The organism is Bosea sp. AS-1 (genome assembly GCF_002220095.1).
Taxonomy (GTDB): Bacteria; Pseudomonadota; Alphaproteobacteria; order Rhizobiales; family Beijerinckiaceae; genus Allobosea.
In genome coordinates this window covers 3,972,826-3,992,817 of sequence record NZ_CP022372.1, presented here as the reverse complement: position 1 = coordinate 3,992,817, position 19,992 = coordinate 3,972,826, and the positions used below count along the sequence as shown (strand labels likewise).

Genomic DNA, 19,992 nt, shown 5'->3' with positions numbered 1-19,992 from the left:
TTTCCCGCCCGGAACAGGACAACGACGATGTTTGGCAATCGCGCCCGGATCGGTTTTGCCGCCCTTGCTCTCGGCGGCGTCGCATTGGCTGTCTCGACCCTCGCGGGGGCGGGCGATGCTCAGGCCTTCGGCGGCCGTTACGAGAACAGCTATGAGCGCCCGGTCTACGATTATGGCTGGCGCCCGGCACCGCCGGCCGTCCACGGCTTCTGGGGGCAGCGCCGCTGGCATCGCTATTCTGACGGTTTTGGCATGCGGCCGCCCCCGCCGCGCTACGGCTATGGTTACGGCTGGCGGTAAGTGTCGCCACGCTGGTCGTAATCATGGGGCGGGCGCGGCCTTCGGGCAGCGCCCGCCTTTCTTTTTGAATTAGCCTCTATTCGGCCGCCGTACGCTGGACGTAGCCGAGGCGCTCGTTGAGCTCCTGCAGCAGTTTCTCGGCCGCATCGGCGATGACGGTGCCGGGCGGGAAGATCGCCGAGGCGCCGGCTGCGATTAGCGTGTCGAAATCCTGCGGTGGAATGACGCCGCCGACCACGATCATGATGTCAGGCCGGCCGGCCCTGGCGAGCGCAGCCTTCAGCTCCGGCACCAGCGTCAGATGGCCTGCCGCGAGCGACGAGACGCCGACGATATGGACGTCGTTCTCGACCGCCTGCCGCGCCGCCTCGTCCGGCGTCGCGAAAAGCGGCCCGATATCGACGTCGAAGCCGAGATCGGCGAAGGCCGAGGCGATGACCTTCTGGCCGCGGTCGTGCCCGTCCTGCCCCATCTTGGCGACGAGGATGCGCGGGCGGCGTCCATCCGCCTCCTCGAAGTCCTGGCACATGATCTGGACGCGCGTGACGGCTGGGTTCATCTCGCCGACCTCCCGCTTGTACACCCCCGAGATCGCCTTGATCTCGGCCCTGTGACGCCCGAAGACCTTCTCCATCGCCATCGAGATCTCGCCGACCGTGGCCTTGGCACGCGCGGCCTTCACCGCGAGGTCGAGCAGGTTGCCGTTGCCGGCGGCACCGTTGGTGAGCGCTGTCAGCGCGGCCTCGACCTCGGTCTCGTTCCGCTCGGCCTTGAGGCGCTTCAGCTTGTCGAGCTGCTGGGCGCGCACGGCGGCGTTGTCGACCTTCAGCACCTCGATGGCCGCTTCATTGTCGGGCTTGTAGCAATTGACGCCGATGATCGCCTGCTGGCCCGCGTCGATCCGCGCCTGCGTCTTCGCCGCGGCCTCCTCGATGCGCAGCTTCGGGATGCCGGCCTCGATCGCCTTGGCCATGCCGCCGAGCTTCTCGACCTCCTGGATATGGCCCCAGGCCTTTTCGGCCAATTCCGCCGTCAGGCGCTCGACATAGTAGGAGCCGCCCCAGGGGTCGATGATCCGGGTCGTGCCGCTCTCCTGCTGCAGCAGGATCTGGGTGTTGCGGGCGATGCGGGCGGAGAAGTCGGTCGGCAGCGCCAGCGCCTCGTCGAGGGCGTTGGTGTGCAGCGACTGGGTGTGCCCCTGCGTCGCCGCCATCGCCTCGATCATCGTACGCGGCACGTTGCTGAACACGTCCTGCGCCGTCAGCGACCAGCCCGAGGTCTGGCTGTGGGTACGCAACGGCAGGGACTTTTCGTTCTGCGCACCGAAATCCTTGACGAGCTTGGCCCAGAGCAGCCGGGCGGCGCGCATCTTGGCGACTTCCATGAAGAAGTTCATGCCGATCGCCCAGAAGAAGGAGAGCCGCGGCGCGAAGACGTCGACGCTGAGGCCCGCCTGCTGGCCGGCGCGGATGTATTCGACGCCGTCGGCGAGCGTGTAGCCGAGCTCGAGGTCCTGCGTCGCTCCGGCCTCCTGCATGTGATAGCCGGAGATCGAGATCGAATTGAACTTCGGCATGTTCGCCGAGGTGAAGGCGAAGATGTCGCCGATGATCCGCATCGAGGGCGAGGGCGGGTAGATATAGGTATTGCGGACCATGAACTCCTTGAGGATGTCGTTCTGGATGGTCCCCGAGAGCTTCGCCTGTGGCACGCCCTGTTCTTCCGCTGCGACGATGTAGAGCGCCAGCACCGGCAGAACGGCGCCGTTCATCGTCATCGACACGCTCATCTGGTCGAGCGGGATGCCGGAGAACAGCGTGCGCATGTCGTAGATCGAGTCGATCGCGACGCCGGCCATGCCGACATCGCCGGCGACGCGCGGATGGTCGGAATCGTAGCCGCGATGGGTGGCGAGATCGAAGGCGACCGAGAGCCCCTTCTGACCGGCGGCAAGATTGCGCCGGTAGAAGGCGTTGGAATCCTCGGCCGTGGAGAAGCCGGCATATTGCCGGATCGTCCAGGGCTGGTTGACGTACATCGTCGGATAGGGGCCACGCAGATAGGGCGCGATGCCGGGCAGCGTCCCGACGAAGGGCAGGCCGGCGCGGTCTTCCGGCCCATAGGCCGGCTTCACCGGGATATCCTCCGGCGTCAGCCAGGTCTCACTGGCCGGCAATGCCTGAGCAGGCGCCTTGCCGCCGGAGAAGGCGAGCTTCGTGAAATCCGGGATCGCGGTCATGGCTGTCTCCCGTCGGTCATGGGCGCAAATCCTTGCCCCACCAATGGTGGAAATGATGCACCGGTCCGTGGCCATGGCCAACCGCAACCTGATCGGCTGCGGCGATAGCGGCCGAAATATAGCTCTTGGCGTTGCCGATCGCCTCCGGCAGGGGCTGCCCCTTGGCGAGGTTCGCCGCGATCGCCGAGGACAGGGTGCAGCCGGTGCCGTGGGTGTTGCGGGTCTCGATGCGCGGCGCGTTGAAGCGCTGGCGCGTGCCGCCGACCAACCGCAGCAGGTCGCTGCTGACATCGCCGCCGCCATGGCCACCCTTGATCAGGACATTGGCGGCGCCGAGTGCCGTAAGCCTGTCCGCCTGCTCCTCGACCGCCTCGTCGGTCTCGGCGACGCTGGAGCCGAGCAGGGCGGCAGCTTCCGGCAGGTTCGGCGTGATCAGCGTGGCAAGCGGGAACAGATGCTTGCGGATCGCTTCCACCGCAGAGGCTTCGAGGAGGCGCGCTCCGGACGCGGCGATCATCACTGGATCGAGGACGACATTCTTCGCACCATGCTTCTTGAGGCCTGCCGCAACTGTCTCGATCAGCTCCGCGGTCGCCAGCATGCCGATCTTGACCGCGCCGACGTCGAGATCCTCGAACACGGCATTCATCTGCTTGGCGACGAAATCGCGCGGCACGGCATGGATCGCGCTGACGCCTTGCGTGTTCTGCGCCGTCAGCGCGACGATGACGCTCGCACCGTAGACCTGATGCGCCGCGAAGGTCTTGAGATCGGCCTGGATGCCGGCGCCGCCGCTGGAATCCGAGCCGGCAATGGTGAGGGCGATGGCGGTCACTGCATGTCTCCGGTCAGGCGCTCACAATGGCCTGCGCGCGCTCGAGCGTTTCGACGACGTCGCAGCCCACGAAGATGAACGAGGAGACGCCTGCCTTGTTCAATGTCGCCTCGATCTCGCCAGGCCGCCCAGCGAGCCAGACGGTCGCACCGGCCTTGGTCAACGCCTCGGCTGCCGCCGCGCCTTCATCGACATAGGCGGTGTCGGAGCCGCACAGGCAAGCGAGCTTCGCGCCTGATTGCCGAAAAGCGCCGACCAGCGCGTCGAGATCGGTGGCTCCGTTCTGGGCGAAGCCGTCGCCGCTGGGTGCGGCCAGGCCGCCAGCCTCGAACAGATTGCGTGCAAAGCCGGCGCGCGCCGTGAAATCGGCGATATTGCCGAGCGTCGCCAGGAAGACGGTCGGGCGTTGCGGCAAGGCGTCAGCCTTGTCGCGGAGGGCTTCGAACGGTTCCGCGAGCCGGTGCGAGGGCAGGGCGTCGATGGCAAGGCCGTCATGCGGCGGAATCAGTGCCTCGGAGCGGTTCAAGCCGCCGAGAAGGGCTTTGACGATCTCGCCAGGATTGCGCGCGACCGTGCTGCCCAGTTGACCGGGGCTTTTCCGCACCGGCGCGACCTCCAGCACGGAAACCGCATTCTCGCGAATATTCGGGAACTCGCTCGTACCCGTGATCGGGATGCGTCGGGTCGCGACCGCCTTGGCGCTGGCCACGCGCTCACGCGCGAGCCCCTGCTGGACATGCCCATTGATGAGGCCGGCGAGCATGCCTTGCTGATCGTCAGTACGCTCGCGCTCCAGATCCTGGAAGCGGCTCCAGCCCTGTTCGCACAGCGCCTGCGTCAACGCCTCGAAACCGCCGGCGCCGGCGGCCGGATCGGCGACACGCCAGAGATTGGATTCTTCTAGCAGGATGAGCTGGGTGTTGCGCGCGACGCGCCGTGCAAAGGCATCGGGCAGGCCGAGCGCCGCGGTGAAGGGCAGGACGGTCAGCGAATCGGCCCCGCCGACCCCTGCGGAGAAGGCGGCGATGGTGCCGCGCAGCAGATTGACGTGAGGGTCGCGCCTGGTCAGGCCGCGCCAGGCGGTCTCGACATGGATCGTCGCGGGCTTCGGTGTCAGCCCGCAGGCCTGCTGCACCCGGTTCCAGAGCAGGCGGGCGGCGCGCAGCTTCGCCACGGTCAGGAACTCGTCGGTGTCGGCGACGAGCGTGAAGGCGATGGCGTCGCGCGCCTCGGCCAGCGACAGCCCCTGGGCCTCCAGGGCGCGCAGATAGGCGACGGCCGTCGCCAGCGCGGCACCGAGTTCCTGGGCCTCGCTGGCGCCGGCCTCATGATAGGGCCGGGTGTCGACCGTGATGAAGGGCCCCTTGAAGCCGCGCTGCTTCAGCGCCGCGATCACGGCTGCCAGGCGGCGGCCGAGCTCCGGCCAGGGCGCGGCGAGCGAGCCGTGGCTGGCGAGAACGCCGATCGGATCGAGCCCGAATTCGATCGAGAGTTCGCTCGGTGCATGGCCGCGCTTTTCGACGAGGGCGGCGACCATGAGCGCATTGACGCGGCCTTGCGGCGCGGGATCGAGACGCAGCCGGATCAGGTCGAGCATCACGCCGTCGAGTGCGCGATCGAGCGTCGCGACGTCATCGGCGACGAGACCGTAGCTGCGCGCGGCGCGGGCACCGGCGAAGGCGAGCGTCAGCATCTCGGCACCGCCTTCGAGGTCGGCCATGGCGAGAGCCTGGGCTTCGTCCGCCTGCGGATGGTCGAGGCGCGACGCGACATGCCATCGTCCGGCCTGCGCCCGGAAGGCGCGCGCGCCAGAAGCCGCATCGTAGAGCGGCTCGATGCGGATGCCGTCGACGCTGCGCCCGACCAGCTTCTTCTCGAAATCGGCGCCCTTCAATACCTTGTCGACGGCGGCACGCCACGCTTCGTGCGACGGCGCCGGAAAGGCGTCGAGATAGGGAAGGTCGGATGGGGCAGCCGTGTTCATGCGCACCGAGGCTCCTTTCCGCACAATGTGCCGCGACGACAGGCTGATTGCCATGAGCGCACGCGCACGACCATCCCTACTTTGTCGCACGCCCGGTGCGCAAACGCGGGATTGGCTTGGCCAAAAAACAAAAACACCGCCCGGAGGCGGTGTTTCAGAAGCTCTGATGGTGCCGTCGCTGGCTCAGACGAACTGTCCGAGGCCCGGAATCGCGCCGACGATCGCGCCCATCGCGTCCTCTCCGGCCTTTTCGCGGCCGACGGCGAACATTTCCTTCGAGACGGATTGGATCTGCGGCATCGAGAGGCCGGCCCCCATCAGCTGGCCGCCGAGCGCCATGACGCCGCCGCCACCACCCATCAGGCCGCCGATCGCGCCGAGCATGCCGCCCTTGGCGCCGCCCTCGGCATCGGCAAGCTCCTGCGCGCCCGGCAGCGCTGCCATGAGCTGGCTGATCTCAGTGGCCGGGCCTTCCTTCTGCAGGAAGGCGAGGATGATGCCGACCGCCTTGCGGGCAAGGCCCTCGTCGATGCCGGCCGCCGCAGCGACGCGCGTAAGCAATTCTTCCATGGTCTCGAACCCCTCGCCAACGGCTTCGTCACGAAGCCTTCCGAAAAATAGTTTACATATTTACGATCTCTTTCCAACCGTCCCGGCATCGGGGCCGAAACGTGGAGCGCGGTTTTCGGAAAAACCCGATGCAAAACCAGAGGCCCGGATCATCGGGACGATTTGGCCCGATGATCCGGGCTTCCGCCCTCTGCGGCGTTTGGTTACATCCTAGCTGTGACAATTCAGAACCCGATAGGCGGATGCGATGGCGGATGACGGTACGATTCTGATCGGCAAGAGCGGCAAGCCGGAGAATCTCCTGCTGAAACTGGCCAACCGCCACGGGCTGGTGACGGGCGCGACCGGCACCGGCAAGACCGTGACCCTGCAGGTCATGGCGGAAGGTTTTGCCCGGAATGGCGTGCCGGTCTTCGCCGCCGACATCAAGGGCGACCTCTCCGGTATCGTCGCGCCGGGCGACGGCAAGCCCGCCTTCGTCAACCGGGCCAAGGAACTCGGCCTCAAATACGAGCCCGACCAGTTCACCACCGTGTTCTGGGACGTGTTCGGCGAGCAGGGCCATCCGGTTCGCGCCACCATCTCCGAGATGGGGCCGCTCCTGCTGTCGCGGCTGCTCGACCTCAACGATACGGCCGAGGGCGTGCTCAACATCGCGTTCCGCATCGCGGATGAGCAGAAGCTTCTGCTGCTCGATCTCAAGGATCTGCGCGCGATCCTGACCTTCATCGCCGAGAATGCCTCCGATCTGACGACGAAATACGGCAACGTCAGCGCGGCGACCGTCGGCACGATCCAGCGCGCGCTGCTGGTGCTGGAAAACCAGAAGGGCGACCTGTTCTTCGGCGAGCCGGCGCTCGAGATCGCCGATCTGATGAAGACGGATCGCGACGGCCGCGGCGTCGTCAACATCCTCGCCGCCGACAAGCTGATGAACAATCCGCGGCTCTACGCGACCTTCCTGCTCTGGCTTCTCTCGGAGCTGTTCGAGCAGCTTCCCGAGGTCGGCGACCTCGACAAGCCCAAGCTCGTCTTCTTCTTCGACGAGGCGCATCTGCTCTTCAACGGCGCGCCCAAGGCGCTGCTGACGGCGGTCGAGCAAGTGGTGCGCCTGATCCGTTCGAAGGGCGTCGGCGTCTACTTCGTCACGCAGAACCCACTCGATATTCCCGACACGGTCCTCGCCCAGCTCGGCAACCGCGTCCAGCACGCGCTGCGCGCCTTCACGCCGCGTGACCAGAAGGCCGTGCGCGCCGCCGCCGAGACCTTCCGCCAGAACCCCAAGATCAACACCGAGCAGGCGATTACCCAGCTTGCGGTCGGCGAGGCACTGGTCTCGATGCTGGAAGGCAAGGGCTCGCCCGAGATGGTGGAGCGGACCCTGATCGCTCCGCCGATGGCGCAGGTTGGCCCCTGCACGCCGCAGGAGCGCCAGCAGGCGATCAACGCGTCTCCTGAAAAGGGCAAGTACGAGACGATGGTCGACCGCGAGTCGGCCTATGAGGTGCTGATGAAGCGCAAGGGGTTGAATGCCGACGGCTCGGCGGTCGAGGCCTCGGCGGAGGGAGGCGGCGGCATCCTCGATACCATCGGCGGCTGGCTTGGTGGCGGAGCGCCGCAGCAGCGGCCGAAGACCGGCCCGGGATCGCGCGGCGGCCCGCTGCCGCAGAGCATGGCGGAGAAGGTCATCACCTCGGCGGCCCGCTCGGCTGCCACCTCGATTGGCCGGCAGGTCGGCAACGCGATCCTGCGCGGCATTCTCGGTTCGATGTCCGGGAAGCGCTGAGTTCGGTCACGCGGCAGGGGCTCACGCCCCCGTCGCGACGTCGAAGATCAGCTTCAGGTTCAGCACGATGATGATCGCCGCGATCACGGCGGCGACCACCGTCAGCCAGCGCGGCGCCACCAGCTCGCCCATCTTGGCCTTCGAGGCGGTGAGCATGACCAGCGGCACCACCGCGAACGGAAGCTGCAGGCTGAGCACCACCTGACTCAGGATCAGCAGCTTCGCCGTCTGCCCCTCGCCATAGATCAGCGTCACGGCGATCGCCGGCACGATGGCGACGAGGCGGGTCACGAGCCGCCTCAGCCAGGCGGCGAGACGCAGGCGCAGGAAGCCTTCCATCACGATCTGGCCGGCCATCGTCGCCGTCACTGTGGAGTTCAGGCCGCAGCAGAGCAGGGCGATCGCGAAGAGCGAGGGCGCGATCGAGGCACCCAGCAGGGGCTGGAGCAGTTCCTGCGCCTTGCCGAGCTCGGCGACGTCATGATGCCCGGCCTTATGGAAGGTGGCGGCGGCGAGGATCAGGATCGAGGCGTTGATCAGCAGCGCGAAGGTCAGCGCGACGGTCGAGTCGAGCGTCGCGTATTTCAGCGCCTCGCGCTTCTCCGGCAGGGTGTGGCCATAGGCGCGGGTCTGCACGATGCCGGAGTGCAGGTAGAGATTATGCGGCATCACTGTGGCGCCGATGATGCCGAGCGCGATGTAGAGCATGTTGGGATTGGTCACGATCTCCGTGGTCGGCGCGAAGCCGCGGATGACCTCGCCCCAGTTGGGATCGGCCATTGCGATCTGGACCGCAAAGCAGAGCGCGATCACGCCGAGCAGGGTGATGATGAAGGCCTCGACCCAGCGGAAACCCTTCGTCTGCAGCCAGAGAATGATGAAGACGTCCAGGCCGGTGATCAGCACGCCGATTTCGAGCGGAATGCCGAAGAGCAGATTGAGACCGATGGCGGTGCCGATCACCTCCGCGAGGTCGGTGGCGCAGATCGCCAGCTCCGCCAGCAGCCACAGCGGCCAGGCCATATAGGGCGGATAGGCGTCGCGGCAGGCCTGTGCGAGGTCGCGACCCGTGGCGACCGCGAGCCTAGCGCAGAGCGACTGCAGGACGACGGCCATGATGTTGGAGACGAGCGCGACGACCAGGAGCGTGTAACCGAACTGGGCACCGCCCGCGAGCGAGGTCGCCCAGTTGCCCGGATCCATATAGCCGACGGCCACGAGGTAGCCTGGTCCGAGGAAGGTCAGGAATTTCCGCCAGGACGAGGAGGAGGGCGCGACCGAAACCGAGCGGAAGACATCGGCGAGCGAGGGCTCGCCGCGCGATCGGAGCCAGATCGAGGAGGATTCCGGGGCGCTTTGCGACATGATCCGACCTTGCTGCAACTTGTTTGCAATAAGACGTAAAGGCGCTCCGGCTGCGTGTCAATGCAGTTGCGAAGCGTTTTCAATTAAGATTTGCGAAGTGGCCGGGCGGCAATGCGCGATTGTGGGCTGACGCCCGGCGCGAGCCTTGCCATGATGCCGTCATCTGAATCGCATCCGATGGCCGCCATGTCCCAGCTTCCCGCTATTCTCGCCCGTCTCGATGCCGGGCTCGACGCGTCGCTCGATCGCCTGTCCTCCTGGCTCGAGATCCCGTCGGTCGGCACCGATCCGGCTTTCAACACCCAAACGCGGGCCGCCGCCGAATGGCTCCGCGCCGATCTCGAAAACCTCGGATTCAAGGCCGAACTGCGCGAGACCGGCGGCCATCCCGTCGTCCTGGCGCATCGGCCGAAACCCGGCGCGCCCCACGCGCTGTTCTACGGGCATTACGATGTGCAGCCGGTCGATCCGCTGAACCTCTGGGACACCGAGCCGTTCAAGCCGGTCGTCCGTGAGATCGAGCCGGGCCGCAAGGTCATTTCGGCTCGCGGCGCCTGCGACGACAAGGGCCAGGTGATGACCTTCATCGAGGCCGTGCGTGCGACGCTGGCCGAGACCGGCGACCTGCCGATCGGTCTGACGATCTTGGTCGAGGGCGAGGAGGAGTCGGGCTCGGTCAACCTGCCGGCCTATATCAGGGCCAACGCCGCCGAGTTGAAGGCCGACTACGCGCTGATTTGCGACACCGGCATGTGGGACCGCGAGACGCCGCTGATCACCTCGACCTTGCGCGGCATGGTCTATCAGGAGGTGACGCTGACCGCGGCCGATCGCGACCTGCATTCGGGTCTCTTCGGTGGCGCCGCGGCAAACCCGATCCATATCCTCGCGAAAATCCTCGGCGAACTTCATGACGAGACCGGGCGCATCACCGTTCCCGGCTTCTATGACGGCGTGCATGAGCCGACCAACGCCCAGAAGGCGGAGTGGGCCGATCTCAATCTCACCGAGAAGGATTTCCTCGGCCAGATCGGGCTGAAGCATTCGATCGGCGAAAAGGGGCGCATGCTGATCGAGCAGATCCAGTCCCGCCCGACCTGCGACGTCAACGGCATCTGGGGCGGTTATACGGGCGAGGGCAGCAAGACGGTCATTCCGGGCCAAGCTTCGGCAAAGGTCTCCTTCCGTCTCGTTGGTGACCAGGATCCTGCAAAAATTGCTGCCGCATTCCACCAGTTCGTCCGCGACCGCCTGCCTGACGACGTGACGGCCGAGTTCATCAGCCATTCCGGCTCGCCGGCGCTGGCCGTGCCGCCGGATTCGCCCGTGCTCCAGAAGGCGCGCAAGGCGCTCGCCGACGAATGGGGCGGGCGCGTCGTCTCGATCGGTAGCGGCGGCTCGATCCCCGTCGGCGGCGATTTCAAACGCACGCTCGGCATCGACACGCTCTTCGTTGGTTTCGGCCTCGACGATGACCGCGTCCATTCGCCGAACGAGAAGTACGACCTCTCTTCCTTCCATAAGGGCCAGCGCTCCTGGGCCCGCATTTTGCAAGCTCTCGGTTCATGAAATCAGTCTGTGTTTTCTGTGGTTCCAATCCCGGCAATGATCCGGTCTATGCAGCCGGCGCCCGCGCCATGGGCGCTGAAATCGCCCGGCGTGGCCTGACGCTGGTCTATGGCGGCGGTGCCGTCGGGTTGATGGGCGTCGTCGCCAATGCCGCGATGGAGGCCGGCGGAGAGGTGCACGGCGTCATCCCCCAGGCATTGCGCGACCGCGAGGTCGGCCATGTCGGGCTGACCCGGCTCGAGGTCGTCGACACCATGCACACGCGCAAGGCGCGTATGGCCGAACTGTCGGATGGCTTCATCGCCATGCCCGGCGGCATCGGCACGTTCGAGGAACTGTTCGAGATCTGGACCTGGGGCCAGCTTGGCATCCACGCCAAGCCGCTCGGCCTGCTCAATATCGCCGGCTTCTACGACGCGCTGGCGGTTTTCCTCGACCAGACGGTCGAGGCGGGGTTCCTCAAGCAGAGCCACCGCGCCATGGCGATGACCGATACGGAGCCCGCAACACTGCTCGACCGGATGGAAGCCTATGTTCCGGCCGCGACCTACAAATGGGTCGAGAAGGAAGATGTCTGACTTATCCTCGGAATTGCCCCTTCAGGTTGTAGGAATATTATCTTGACATCGTGACGCTGATCCGGTAGAGATCAGGAACGCTCACGAAATATGCCTTGAACGAAGCCGCCGCGCTCTCCAGCCGGCGGCTTTTTCGTGGCTGCCATCCGGAGACGGAAACCATGGCCGAAGACGACGACAGCGATACGCCGCAGCCGACGACCTTTGCGACCAAGCCGAAACAGCCGGTGCTCTCGCGCAAGCGGGTGGTGAGGCAGCTCTGGCGTGCTGCCAAGCGCCAGCTCGACTCCCACGAGGAGCATCTCGCCGATCTGCCGAAAGGAGCCGCGGCGAGCGAGGCCGACGCCAAGGCGCTGGCGACGCTCGCGCGCACCGTGCGGGAGCTGGTCGCGATCGAGGAACCGCAGGGCGGCAAGAGGGACAAACACACGGATGAACTCTCTGCCGCCGACGGTCTGCGACATGTCGCACAGCTCCGTCAGGATCTTGCTCGACATCTTGAAGCGCTTGCCCGTCGGGAGCTGGGCGAAGCTGATCCCGGAGATGCTCCCTGAGCTTCCGCTCGGAGAGGCCGAGGTTCTTCAGGAGCTATGGTGGCTCTGGTCGAGAGGGGATCAGCGGCCAGTGGAACCGCCGAAGCCGATCTGGCTGGTTCTCGGCGGACGCGGGGCGGGCAAGACTCGCACGGGGGCCGAATGGGTCAAGGGTATGGCGCTGGGCCACCCGCCTTTCGCCAACAGGCGGACGGATCGCATCGCCCTCGTTGGCGAGACACAGGGGCAGGTGCGCGATGTGATGGTCGAGGGCGTCTCTGGGCTGCTTTCGATCCATACGCGCTGGGAGCGGCCGGTCTGGCAGCCTTCATTGCGCCGGCTGCAATGGCCAAACGGCGCGATCGCACAGGTCTTCTCCGCCGAAGACCCGGAAGGGCTGCGCGGTCCGCAATTCGGCGCGGCCTGGTGCGACGAGCTGGCGAAATGGCCGAACCTCCAGGAGTGCTGGGACATGCTGCAATTCGGGCTCCGGCTCGGTGACCATCCGCGGCAGGTCGTCACGACGACGCCGCGGCCGGTTCCGCTGCTCAAGCGCCTGCTGGTCGAGCCGCATGTCGCTGTCAGCCGGGCGAAGACACAGGACAACCATTACAACCTCGCGGCGGAGTTCGTCCGCACCGTCACCGAAACCTATGGCGGCACGCGGCTCGGCCGCCAGGAGCTCGGCGGCGAGATCGTCGAGGAGAGTCAGGACGCGCTCTGGACGAGAGCGATGATCGAGCAGGCCCGCGAACGGCTGCCCCCATCGCTCGCCCGCATTGCCGTTGCCGTCGACCCGCCCGCCTCATCTTCGCAACGGGCCGATCGTTGTGGGCTGGTCGTGGCTGGCATCGATGGCGATGGCTTCGGCCATGTGCTGGAAGATGCGACGATCGCCGGCGCCAGGCCGCAGGAATGGGCCGAGAAGGCGGTTTCACTCTATCGCCGCCACGAGGCCGATGCGCTGGTCGTCGAGGTCAACCAGGGCGGGGAGATGGTCGACAGCATCATCCGCGAGGTGGATTCCGGCGTGCCGGTCGTCTCGGTCAGGGCGACGCGCGGCAAATATCTGCGCGCCGAGCCCGTCGCTGCGCTCTATGCGCAGGGGAGGGTCCGCCATGCCGGAACCTTTCCGGAGCTGGAGGACGAGATGTGTTCCTTCGGCCCCGGCGGTCTCGAAGGCGGTCGCTCGCCCGATCGGCTCGATGCGCTCGTCTGGGCGCTAACCCATCTGATGCTCGCAGCCAAGGGCCGGCCGCGGGTGAGGGGGATATAGCCCCCGGCGCTTCATTCACGCTCCAACAGCGAGATCTCCATGTTCGATTTCCTTCGTAGCCTGCGCGGCCGTGCCGCGCCGGACCAGAAGCGCTCGCGCGTCGGGCCGCTGATCGCCCTGCATGAGGCCGGGCGGGCGGTCTGGACTCCGCGCGACTATGTCGCCCTGTCGCGCGAGGGCTATGAGCGCAATCCCGTGGTGCACCGCTGTGTCCGCCTCATCGCGGAGGCTGCCGCGCAGACGCCGCTCGTCGCCAAGATCGGAGACCGCGAGGTGCCGGAGCATCCGGCGCTGGCACTCATCGAGCGGCCCAATCCACGCCAGGGCGGCATCGCCTTCCGCGAGATGCTGTTCGGGCACCTCCTCGTCGCCGGAAACGCCTATGTCGAGGCCGTGAGCGCCGGCCGTGAGCCGCGCGAGCTTTATGCGTTAAGGCCCGACCGCATGCGTGTCGTGCCTGGCCGCGATGGCTGGCCGGAGGCCTATGACTATACGGTCGGTAGCGACACGGTGCGGTTCCGACAGGACGAGGGCGACCCGCCGCCGATCCTGCATCTGACGCTGTTCCACCCGGTCGACGACCATTATGGCCTCTCGCCGGTCGAGCCGGCGGCGATCGCTCTCGACATCCACAACGCCGCCAGCAATTGGCACAAGGCGCTGCTCGACAACGCCGCACGGCCTTCCGGTGCGCTGGTCTATGATGGGCCTGATGGCGCGACGCTGACCGAAGCGCAGTTCGACCGACTGAAGCAGGAGCTGGAGGATTCCTTCCAGGGAGCCCGCAATGCCGGGCGCCCGCTTCTCCTCGAAGGCGGGCTTGACTGGAAGCCACTGTCGCTGACGCCGGCCGAGCTCGATTTCGTCGCGGCCAAGGGTGTGGCGGCGCGCGAGATTGCGCTGGCCTTTGGCGTACCGCCGCTGCTGCTGGGTCTGCCGGGGGACAACACCCACGCCAATTTCGCCGAGGCCAACCGCGCGCTCTGGCGCCAGACCGTGATCCCGTTGGTCAGGCGCACTGCACAGTCGCTTGCGCAATGGCTCGGCCCCGCCTTCGGCGACGACATCACGCTGGAACCCGATCTCGATGCCGTCGAGGCGCTGGCCGATGAGCGGGAATCGCTCTGGCGGCGCCTCGGCGCGGCGAATTTCCTCGATGACGACGAGAAACGCGAGGCGGTCGGCTATGGCCGGCGTGCCTCCGGGAAGGAACAGCCATGAACATGCTCGACCAGATCGTCACGGCCTTCATCGGCCGGGCCGATGTCGGCCATCTCGGCCTGCTGCTCTGGGCGGCGAGCGCATCGGGCCTCGCCTGGCTCGTCTTCCGCGAACTGACGGCTGCGAACCGCCGCTTCGACGACTTCGTCCGTGAGCTCAACCGCTTCAACGCACGCCATGAGGGGGATCAATCATGAAGGGTACGCGCGATGCGAAACCGCCGTCGGTCCGGCCGGGCTCAGCCCGGGCGCAGCCGGCCAAGGCACGGCCTGGCGGCGTGACAGCGGATACCTTCAGCAATTTCGTCCGCAACCTGGCCAAGCTGGAGAGCGGGCGCCCGCAGGGCGGCAAAGGCGGGGAGAGCAGCCGATGAACGCATCCTGCCGTCTCCCGATCGAAGCGAAGCTCCTGCCGCTGCAGCCTTCTCGAATCCTGCCGGATGGCGTGTTCGAGGGCTATGCCAGCCTCTTCCGCATCCCCGATCTCGGCAAGGACGTGGTCGAGCCCGGCGCCTTCCGTGACAGCCTCGCAAGGCGCGGGCCGTCTGGGGTCAAGCTGCTCTGGCAGCATGATCCGGCCGAGCCCCTCGGTCGCTGGCTCAGCCTGAGCGAGGACAGCCGCGGCCTCTTCGTGCGCGGCAGGCTTTCGCTCGCCGTCGCCCGCGCTCGCGAAATCCTCGCTTTGATGCGGGAAGGGGCAATCGACGGCCTCTCGATCGGCTTTCGCTCTGAACGCGCCCGCAACGAGCCGCGCACGGGCCTGCGCAGGCTCGAGCGCGTCGATCTCTGGGAGGTCTCGATCGTAACTTTCCCGATGCTGCCCCAGGCCCGGGTCAGCGCCGTCAAGACGGCCTTCCGCAATCCCGCTTTCGCCTGACCTTCACCCCAGGAAAATCCTGCAAGGAGAACCCATGATCCATCTCGACACCGCCCCGGAGACCAAGGCGGCCGGCGCCGATCTCGCGCTCGCCTTCGAGGACCTGCGTTACACGCTGGAGAGCTACCGTGCCACGAATGACGAGCGTCTCATTGGGATCGAGGCCCGCAACGGTGCCGATCCGTTGACCGAGGAGAAGCTTGCCCGCATGGATGCCGCGCTCGACGACACCATGCGCCGCATCGACCGGCTGACGCTCGATCGTGCCCGGCCGCCGCTTGGCCAGGACGGGGAGGGCATCCATCGCCGCGATCCGCTCGTCGCCGAGCACAAGGCAGCCTTCGCCGCCTATGTCCGCAGCGGCGAAGCCGGCGGGCTGAAACGGCTGGAGGCCAAGGCGCTCTCGGCCGGCTCCGGTCCGGATGGCGGCTATCTCGCGCCCTCGACTGTCGAGGGCGAGATCCTGCGCCGCTTGACGGCCGTTTCGCCGATCCGTTCGCTCGCCACCGTCCGCACCATCTCGTCCGGCACCTACAAGAAGGCCTTCTCCACCACCGGCCCCGCCTCCGGCTGGGTGGCCGAGACCGCGGCGCGCCCGCAGGCTGGCTCTCCGACCTTGGCCGAGCTCTCCTTCCCGGCGATGGAGCTCTACGCCATGCCGGCTGCGACGCAGACCCTGCTCGACGACGCCATCGTCAACATCGACCAGTGGATCGCGGAGGAGGTCGAAAGCGCCTTCGCGGAGCAGGAGGGCGCGGCCTTCGTCAATGGTGATGGCGTCGACAAGCCCAAGGGCTTCCTCGCTTATCCGACCGTTGCCGAGGGAAGCTGGAGCTGGGGCAATATCGGTGTGCTCAACACCGGCGTCGCCGGTGCCTTCGCCGCTTCGAACCCCGCCGACGTGCTGGTCGACCTGGTCTATGCGCTGAAGGCCGGCTACCGCCAGAACGGCTCCTTCGTGATGAACCGCAAGACGCAGGGAGCGATCCGCAAGTTCAAGGATGCCAATGGCAACTATCTCTGGCAGCCTCCGGCTTCGGCCGGCGCGCCGGCGACCCTGCTTGGCTTCCCGCTGGTGGAGGCGGAGGACATGCCGAACCTCGCCAACAACGCGGTCTCGATCGCCTTCGGCGATTTCCGCCGCGGTTATCTCGTCGTCGACCGGGCCGGCGTGCGCATCCTGCGGGATCCGTATTCCGCCAAGCCTTACGTCCTGTTCTACACGACCAAGCGCGTCGGTGGTGGCGTCCAGGACTTCGCCGCCATCAAGGGCCTCAAATTCGCGGTGTGATGGCTACGCGCGCCCCACGCCCGAACAAGCGTGGGGTGCCCGGTTGGGTTAGCGCGTGAACCACCAACTCCAGCCGGCGTTCATCTGCGGCTGGACAGCTTCATCCTGACGCTGGGCCCCACCCAGCGCCAGGAGCTTGGCACTGCCGGCGGCGATCCAGTTCCGGTATTCGCTCACCGGCGTGATGGCGGTGAACCCGCCACAGATGCGGCGTGCCCGCGTCTTCAGGGGGCCACTCGACCAGCTCACGATGCCGACGAGATCGCGCGAGCGGGCCGTGCCGCGCAGCACCGGTCCACCCGAATCCCCGCGGCAGGCGCCGGCACCCGGGGTCTCGCCGCGCGATTCGACATCGACGGCGACCTTGACCGTGTTCTGCGTGGTGTAGTTGCCGGCGTTGACGAGCCGCGTCTCGCGCAGGCGCCGTGCGGTCTTGTTGTTGTTCTCGGCAGACAGCCCGTAGCCAGCCATGGTGACGGTTTCACCCTGCGAGAGCTGGCCGCCGAGGTTCAGCGGCTCGATGTCGGAAGGCAGCGGCTGCGCCAGCCGCAGAAGCGCGAGATCCGTGCCGGGTTGGGTGCGTGGCGTGGTGCCGGGCACGAAGCTCGGATGTGGCAGCAAGGCAATGACGGTCTGGCGCCGCGCCCGGAAACGTGGGTCGAGACTGACGACGCTGATCGAGCCGCCATCGGCCAGGCAATGTGCCGCGGTCAGGACGATCTCGGGCGCGATGACGGCGCCCGAGCACAATTCGCCCCGGCTGGTCTCGATTCTGACGGTCGAGGCGCGGGCCCCCCCGGCATCGCGCGAGTTGACGCCTCCGACGACGGCGGAAGCGGGCTGCGTCGCCAGAGCAAGGCCGCAGGTGAGGGAGAGGATGGCGAGGGTGCGCGCGAGCATGGAACACATCAACGGGAACGGCAGGATAATCTAGAAGCTGCGCAGCCGCAGTCCAGCATTTCCGTCAGCGGGCATTCGTCCAGCGCGCATTCTCGCCCCACTGCGCCAGCGTCGCGTCGATCCAGCCGCGTTGGGGACCGACGAGGACGCCCTGGCTCAGCAGGCCGCAGTTGCGCTTGGCCGGGCCGGTCGACCAGCTGCTCACGGCGACGACGCCGGCCCCGTTGAACACCGGGCCGCCCGAATCGCCCTGACAGGCGCCTGCGCCGGGCCGCTTGCCCGCGCCGGCCGGATCTGCGGCCCAGAGCAGGACATGGCCAGGGCCATAGGGCTCGACGACGGAGAGGGCGGCTGAGCGATAGCTGCCGGTCGTCCGGGCCTCGCCTTCCTGCGAGACGCCGTAGCCGGCGAGCGTGACCGGGCTGCCGGCCCGCGGCTGGGCACCATCGTCGAGCGTCGCCGCGGCGAAGCGTGCCGGCAGGGACTCGGCCAGCCGGATCAGGGCGAGGTCGATCGAGCGGCGACGGTTGCTGACCGCTTTCGCATTGAATTCCGGATGGAGGCTGACGGTGGCCGGGGTGATCAGCACGGGCTCGCTTCCGGCGCGCCAGTGGATGCGCAGCTCCGTGCCGCCAGCCGCGCAATGAGCTGCCGTGAGGATGGCGCGGGACGAAAGCACGATCCCTGTGCAGACGCCGCCGCGCGCATTCAGCACCATCAGCGTTGCAGCTTCGGCCGGGCCGCCTTCGCGTCCGCCGACGACGGCCTGTGCCGGGGCAAGACCGAGCCCATAGGCCAAGCCAAGGCCGAGAATCCAGTTCGCGATCCGCATCGGGCGCTCCTCTTCGAGGGGCGCTGATAGCGCGTCGCCTCCCGCAATTGAACCCTCGAAGGAACCGATCATGACGCCGCTTGCCCTGGAGCCGCCGGCCACCGAGCCGGTTTCGCTGGTCGAAGCCCGACTGTTCCTGCGCCTCGACCAAGCCGATGAGGACGACCTGCTGGCAACGCTCATCACGGCCGCACGCCTCATGATCGAGGCAGCTTCGGGCCGCTGTCTCATCAACCAGCCGTGGCGGATCGTGCTCGACCGTTGGCCGTCCGGCGGCGAGATCCGCCTGCCGCTGTCGCCTGTCGGCACGATCACCGCCGCGCGGGTCTATGACCTGCTCGGAGCGCCACAGCCTGTCGCCGGAACGGCGCTGGCGCTCGATCCGCTGGCCGATCCGCCGTTGATCCGCCTTGCCGGCGAGGTGCCGGAGGCCGGACGCGACCGCGGGGCCATCGAGATCGACATCGTGGCCGGCTACGGAGCAGCGGCGGACCAGGTTCCGGCGCCTCTGCGTCAGGCGGTGCTGCGGCTCGCCGCGCGCTGGTTCGAGCAGCGCGGTGATGTCGCCAGCCGCGACGCACAAGGCTTGCCGGCCGAGATCGTGGCGCTGATTGCGCCCTATCGTCGGATGAGGCTCTGACCATGGCCGAGGCGACGAACTCCGCCATCGGGCGGATGCGACGCCGGCTCGTGCTGGAAGCGCCGGTTGCGACGCCGGACGGTTTCGGGGGCGTGACACAGGACTTTACGGCCGTCGGCGCGCTCTGGGCGCAGATCGAGTATCTGTCCGGCATCGAGCAATGGCGCGAGGGGCGGCCTGAGCAGGTCGCGCGCTATCGCATGACCATGCGTTGGCGCGGCGATGTCGATTCCGGAAGGCGCCTGCGCGACGGCGAGCGCATCTTCGATATCCGGGCCGCGGCCGATCCGGACGGGTCGCGCCGCCGACTGGTCTGCCTGGTCGAGGAGGTCAAGCCATGAGCGAGGCCATCCTGGCCCTGCGCGCCGCGATCCAGGCGCGACTGGAGGCCGACGCCGCCCTGACCGCCCTGATCGGCGCCGATCGCATCTTCGACGAGGCGCCGCGTGCCATGCGTGGCCTCTACGTCGTCCATGGCGAGGTCGAGGCGCGCGACTGGTCGGCAGGAACCGAACGCGGCTGCGAGCAGGAGCTCGCGCTCGTCATCTGGGCGGCGCAAAGCAGTTCCGCGCGGCAGGCACTGGAAGCAGCAAGGCTAATCGTAGCAGCACTCGACGAGGTTGATCTCGCCCCCGAGGGCCACAACCTCGTCAATCTGCGCTGGCTGTCGAGCCGGCTCGCCCGCGAGCCGCGCAACGGACTTCCGAGCGTGACGGTCCGCTTCCGTGCGGTGACCGAGCCGCTTTAGCACCCAAACCATTCCGATAATCGAAGGAGGCGCCGCATGTCGGCACAGAAGGGCAGGGACCTGCTGTTGAAGGTCGCGGATGGCGAAGGCGGTTTCACCACCGTCGCGGGGCTGCGTGCCCGCCAGATCGCGTTCAACGCCGAGACGGTGGACGTGACCCATGCGGAATCCGTCGGGCGTTGGCGCGAATTGCTGGAAGGCGCCGGTGTCCGCCGCGCCAGCATCAGCGGCTCGGGCATCTTCAAGGATGCGGCCTCTGATGCATTGGTACGGGAGACCTTCTTCGACGGCGCGATCCGCGACTGGCAGGTCGTCGTGCCGGATTTTGGCACCGTCGTCGGGCCATTCCAGCTCACCAGCCTCGAATATCGCGGCGACCATGCGGCGGAGGTGACCTTCGACCTCTCGCTGGAATCGGCCGGCGCGCTCGCCTTCGCTTCGCTCTGAGG

General features: G+C 67.3%; 22 protein-coding genes. 15 read left to right on the top strand and 7 right to left on the bottom strand.

Annotated features, from left to right (window positions below; genetic code table 11):
* Positions 1-27: 27 nt before the first annotated feature.
* A complete protein-coding gene (locus CE453_RS20795) occupies positions 28-300 on the top strand; it encodes a hypothetical protein (protein ID WP_089176309.1) in 273 nt (90 codons plus the stop codon).
* A 76-nt stretch (positions 301-376) separates the two neighbouring features.
* Here the strand turns inward: CE453_RS20795 and scpA are convergent, their stop codons facing one another.
* The 4 genes from scpA to CE453_RS20775 form a co-directional block, all read right to left on the bottom strand.
* Complete coding sequence (gene scpA / locus CE453_RS20790; protein ID WP_089176308.1) at positions 377-2,539, bottom strand: methylmalonyl-CoA mutase; 2,163 nt, start codon at positions 2,537-2,539, stop codon at positions 377-379.
* 16 nt (positions 2,540-2,555) lie between these two features.
* Positions 2,556-3,374 (bottom strand): bifunctional hydroxymethylpyrimidine kinase/phosphomethylpyrimidine kinase, encoded by an 819-nt coding sequence (gene thiD / locus CE453_RS20785; RefSeq protein ID WP_089176307.1) that lies wholly within the window; start codon positions 3,372-3,374, stop codon positions 2,556-2,558.
* Between the two features lie 13 nt (positions 3,375-3,387).
* A complete protein-coding gene (locus tag CE453_RS20780; protein WP_089176306.1) occupies positions 3,388-5,358 on the bottom strand; it encodes a methylmalonyl-CoA mutase subunit beta in 1,971 nt (656 codons plus the stop codon).
* Between the two features lie 183 nt (positions 5,359-5,541).
* Complete coding sequence (locus tag CE453_RS20775; RefSeq protein WP_089176305.1) at positions 5,542-5,928, bottom strand: DUF2267 domain-containing protein; 387 nt, start codon at positions 5,926-5,928, stop codon at positions 5,542-5,544.
* Between the two features lie 247 nt (positions 5,929-6,175).
* On the opposite strand from CE453_RS20775, the gene CE453_RS20770 reads away from it, so the two are divergent.
* Entirely contained in the window at positions 6,176-7,714 is a 1,539-nt protein-coding gene (locus CE453_RS20770; RefSeq protein ID WP_089176304.1) for a helicase HerA-like domain-containing protein, read from the top strand.
* Between the two features lie 21 nt (positions 7,715-7,735).
* On the opposite strand, the gene CE453_RS20765 is transcribed toward CE453_RS20770, so the two are convergent.
* Positions 7,736-9,079 carry an Nramp family divalent metal transporter gene (locus tag CE453_RS20765; protein WP_089176303.1) on the bottom strand — a complete coding sequence of 448 codons (1,344 nt, stop codon included), beginning with the start codon at positions 9,077-9,079 and terminating at the stop codon, positions 7,736-7,738.
* 186 nt (positions 9,080-9,265) lie between these two features.
* On the opposite strand from CE453_RS20765, the gene CE453_RS20760 reads away from it, so the two are divergent.
* From CE453_RS20760 to CE453_RS20720, 9 genes are all read left to right on the top strand, one after another.
* Positions 9,266-10,648, top strand: coding sequence for a dipeptidase (locus CE453_RS20760; protein WP_089178053.1), 1,383 nt, complete (start codon positions 9,266-9,268; stop codon positions 10,646-10,648).
* The gene (locus tag CE453_RS20755) at positions 10,645-11,226 is read left to right on the top strand and encodes an LOG family protein (protein ID WP_089176302.1); all 582 of its coding nucleotides are present in this window, start codon (positions 10,645-10,647) and stop codon (positions 11,224-11,226) included. The genes CE453_RS20760 and CE453_RS20755 overlap by 4 nt, the downstream gene beginning before the upstream one ends.
* A 161-nt stretch (positions 11,227-11,387) precedes the next feature.
* Positions 11,388-11,780 (top strand): hypothetical protein, encoded by a 393-nt coding sequence (locus tag CE453_RS20750; protein ID WP_157733133.1) that lies wholly within the window; start codon positions 11,388-11,390, stop codon positions 11,778-11,780.
* Positions 11,770-13,035 (top strand): DNA-packaging protein, encoded by a 1,266-nt coding sequence (locus CE453_RS20745; protein ID WP_089176300.1) that lies wholly within the window; start codon positions 11,770-11,772, stop codon positions 13,033-13,035. Before CE453_RS20750 ends, CE453_RS20745 begins: the two co-directional genes overlap by 11 nt.
* Before the next feature lie 39 nt (positions 13,036-13,074).
* Complete coding sequence (locus CE453_RS20740; protein WP_089176299.1) at positions 13,075-14,256, top strand: phage portal protein; 1,182 nt, start codon at positions 13,075-13,077, stop codon at positions 14,254-14,256.
* Positions 14,253-14,453, top strand: a complete 201-nt coding sequence (locus tag CE453_RS20735; RefSeq protein ID WP_198302171.1) for a hypothetical protein — start codon at positions 14,253-14,255, stop codon at positions 14,451-14,453. Before CE453_RS20740 ends, CE453_RS20735 begins: the two co-directional genes overlap by 4 nt.
* Entirely contained in the window at positions 14,450-14,629 is a 180-nt protein-coding gene (locus CE453_RS20730; protein WP_089176298.1) for a hypothetical protein, read from the top strand. The genes CE453_RS20735 and CE453_RS20730 overlap by 4 nt, the downstream gene beginning before the upstream one ends.
* On the top strand, positions 14,626-15,132 hold the full coding sequence (locus CE453_RS20725; protein WP_089176297.1) for an HK97 family phage prohead protease: 507 nt from the start codon (positions 14,626-14,628) through the stop codon (positions 15,130-15,132). Before CE453_RS20730 ends, CE453_RS20725 begins: the two co-directional genes overlap by 4 nt.
* A gap of 34 nt (positions 15,133-15,166) precedes the next feature.
* Positions 15,167-16,423: a phage major capsid protein gene (locus CE453_RS20720; RefSeq protein WP_089176296.1), complete on the top strand. Its 1,257-nt coding sequence runs from the start codon at positions 15,167-15,169 to the stop codon at positions 16,421-16,423.
* Positions 16,424-16,471: 48 nt separating this feature from the next.
* On the opposite strand, the gene CE453_RS20715 is transcribed toward CE453_RS20720, so the two are convergent.
* Both CE453_RS20715 and CE453_RS20710 read right to left on the bottom strand, forming a co-directional pair.
* Positions 16,472-17,323 carry a S1 family peptidase gene (locus CE453_RS20715; protein ID WP_089176295.1) on the bottom strand — a complete coding sequence of 284 codons (852 nt, stop codon included), beginning with the start codon at positions 17,321-17,323 and terminating at the stop codon, positions 16,472-16,474.
* A gap of 64 nt (positions 17,324-17,387) precedes the next feature.
* Complete coding sequence (locus CE453_RS20710) at positions 17,388-18,155, bottom strand: S1 family peptidase (RefSeq protein WP_089178051.1); 768 nt, start codon at positions 18,153-18,155, stop codon at positions 17,388-17,390.
* 70 nt (positions 18,156-18,225) lie between these two features.
* On the opposite strand from CE453_RS20710, the gene CE453_RS20705 reads away from it, so the two are divergent.
* From CE453_RS20705 to CE453_RS20690, 4 genes are read left to right on the top strand one after another with little or no spacing between them, the layout of a single operon-like run.
* On the top strand, positions 18,226-18,795 hold the full coding sequence (locus CE453_RS20705) for a head-tail connector protein (protein ID WP_089176294.1): 570 nt from the start codon (positions 18,226-18,228) through the stop codon (positions 18,793-18,795).
* Between the two features lie 2 nt (positions 18,796-18,797).
* Positions 18,798-19,136: a phage head closure protein gene (locus tag CE453_RS20700; RefSeq protein WP_089176293.1), complete on the top strand. Its 339-nt coding sequence runs from the start codon at positions 18,798-18,800 to the stop codon at positions 19,134-19,136.
* Positions 19,133-19,543: a DUF3168 domain-containing protein gene (locus tag CE453_RS20695; RefSeq protein WP_089176292.1), complete on the top strand. Its 411-nt coding sequence runs from the start codon at positions 19,133-19,135 to the stop codon at positions 19,541-19,543. The genes CE453_RS20700 and CE453_RS20695 overlap by 4 nt, the downstream gene beginning before the upstream one ends.
* 36 nt (positions 19,544-19,579) lie before the next feature.
* Entirely contained in the window at positions 19,580-19,990 is a 411-nt protein-coding gene (locus CE453_RS20690) for a phage major tail protein, TP901-1 family (protein ID WP_089176291.1), read from the top strand.
* Positions 19,991-19,992 lie beyond the last annotated feature (2 nt).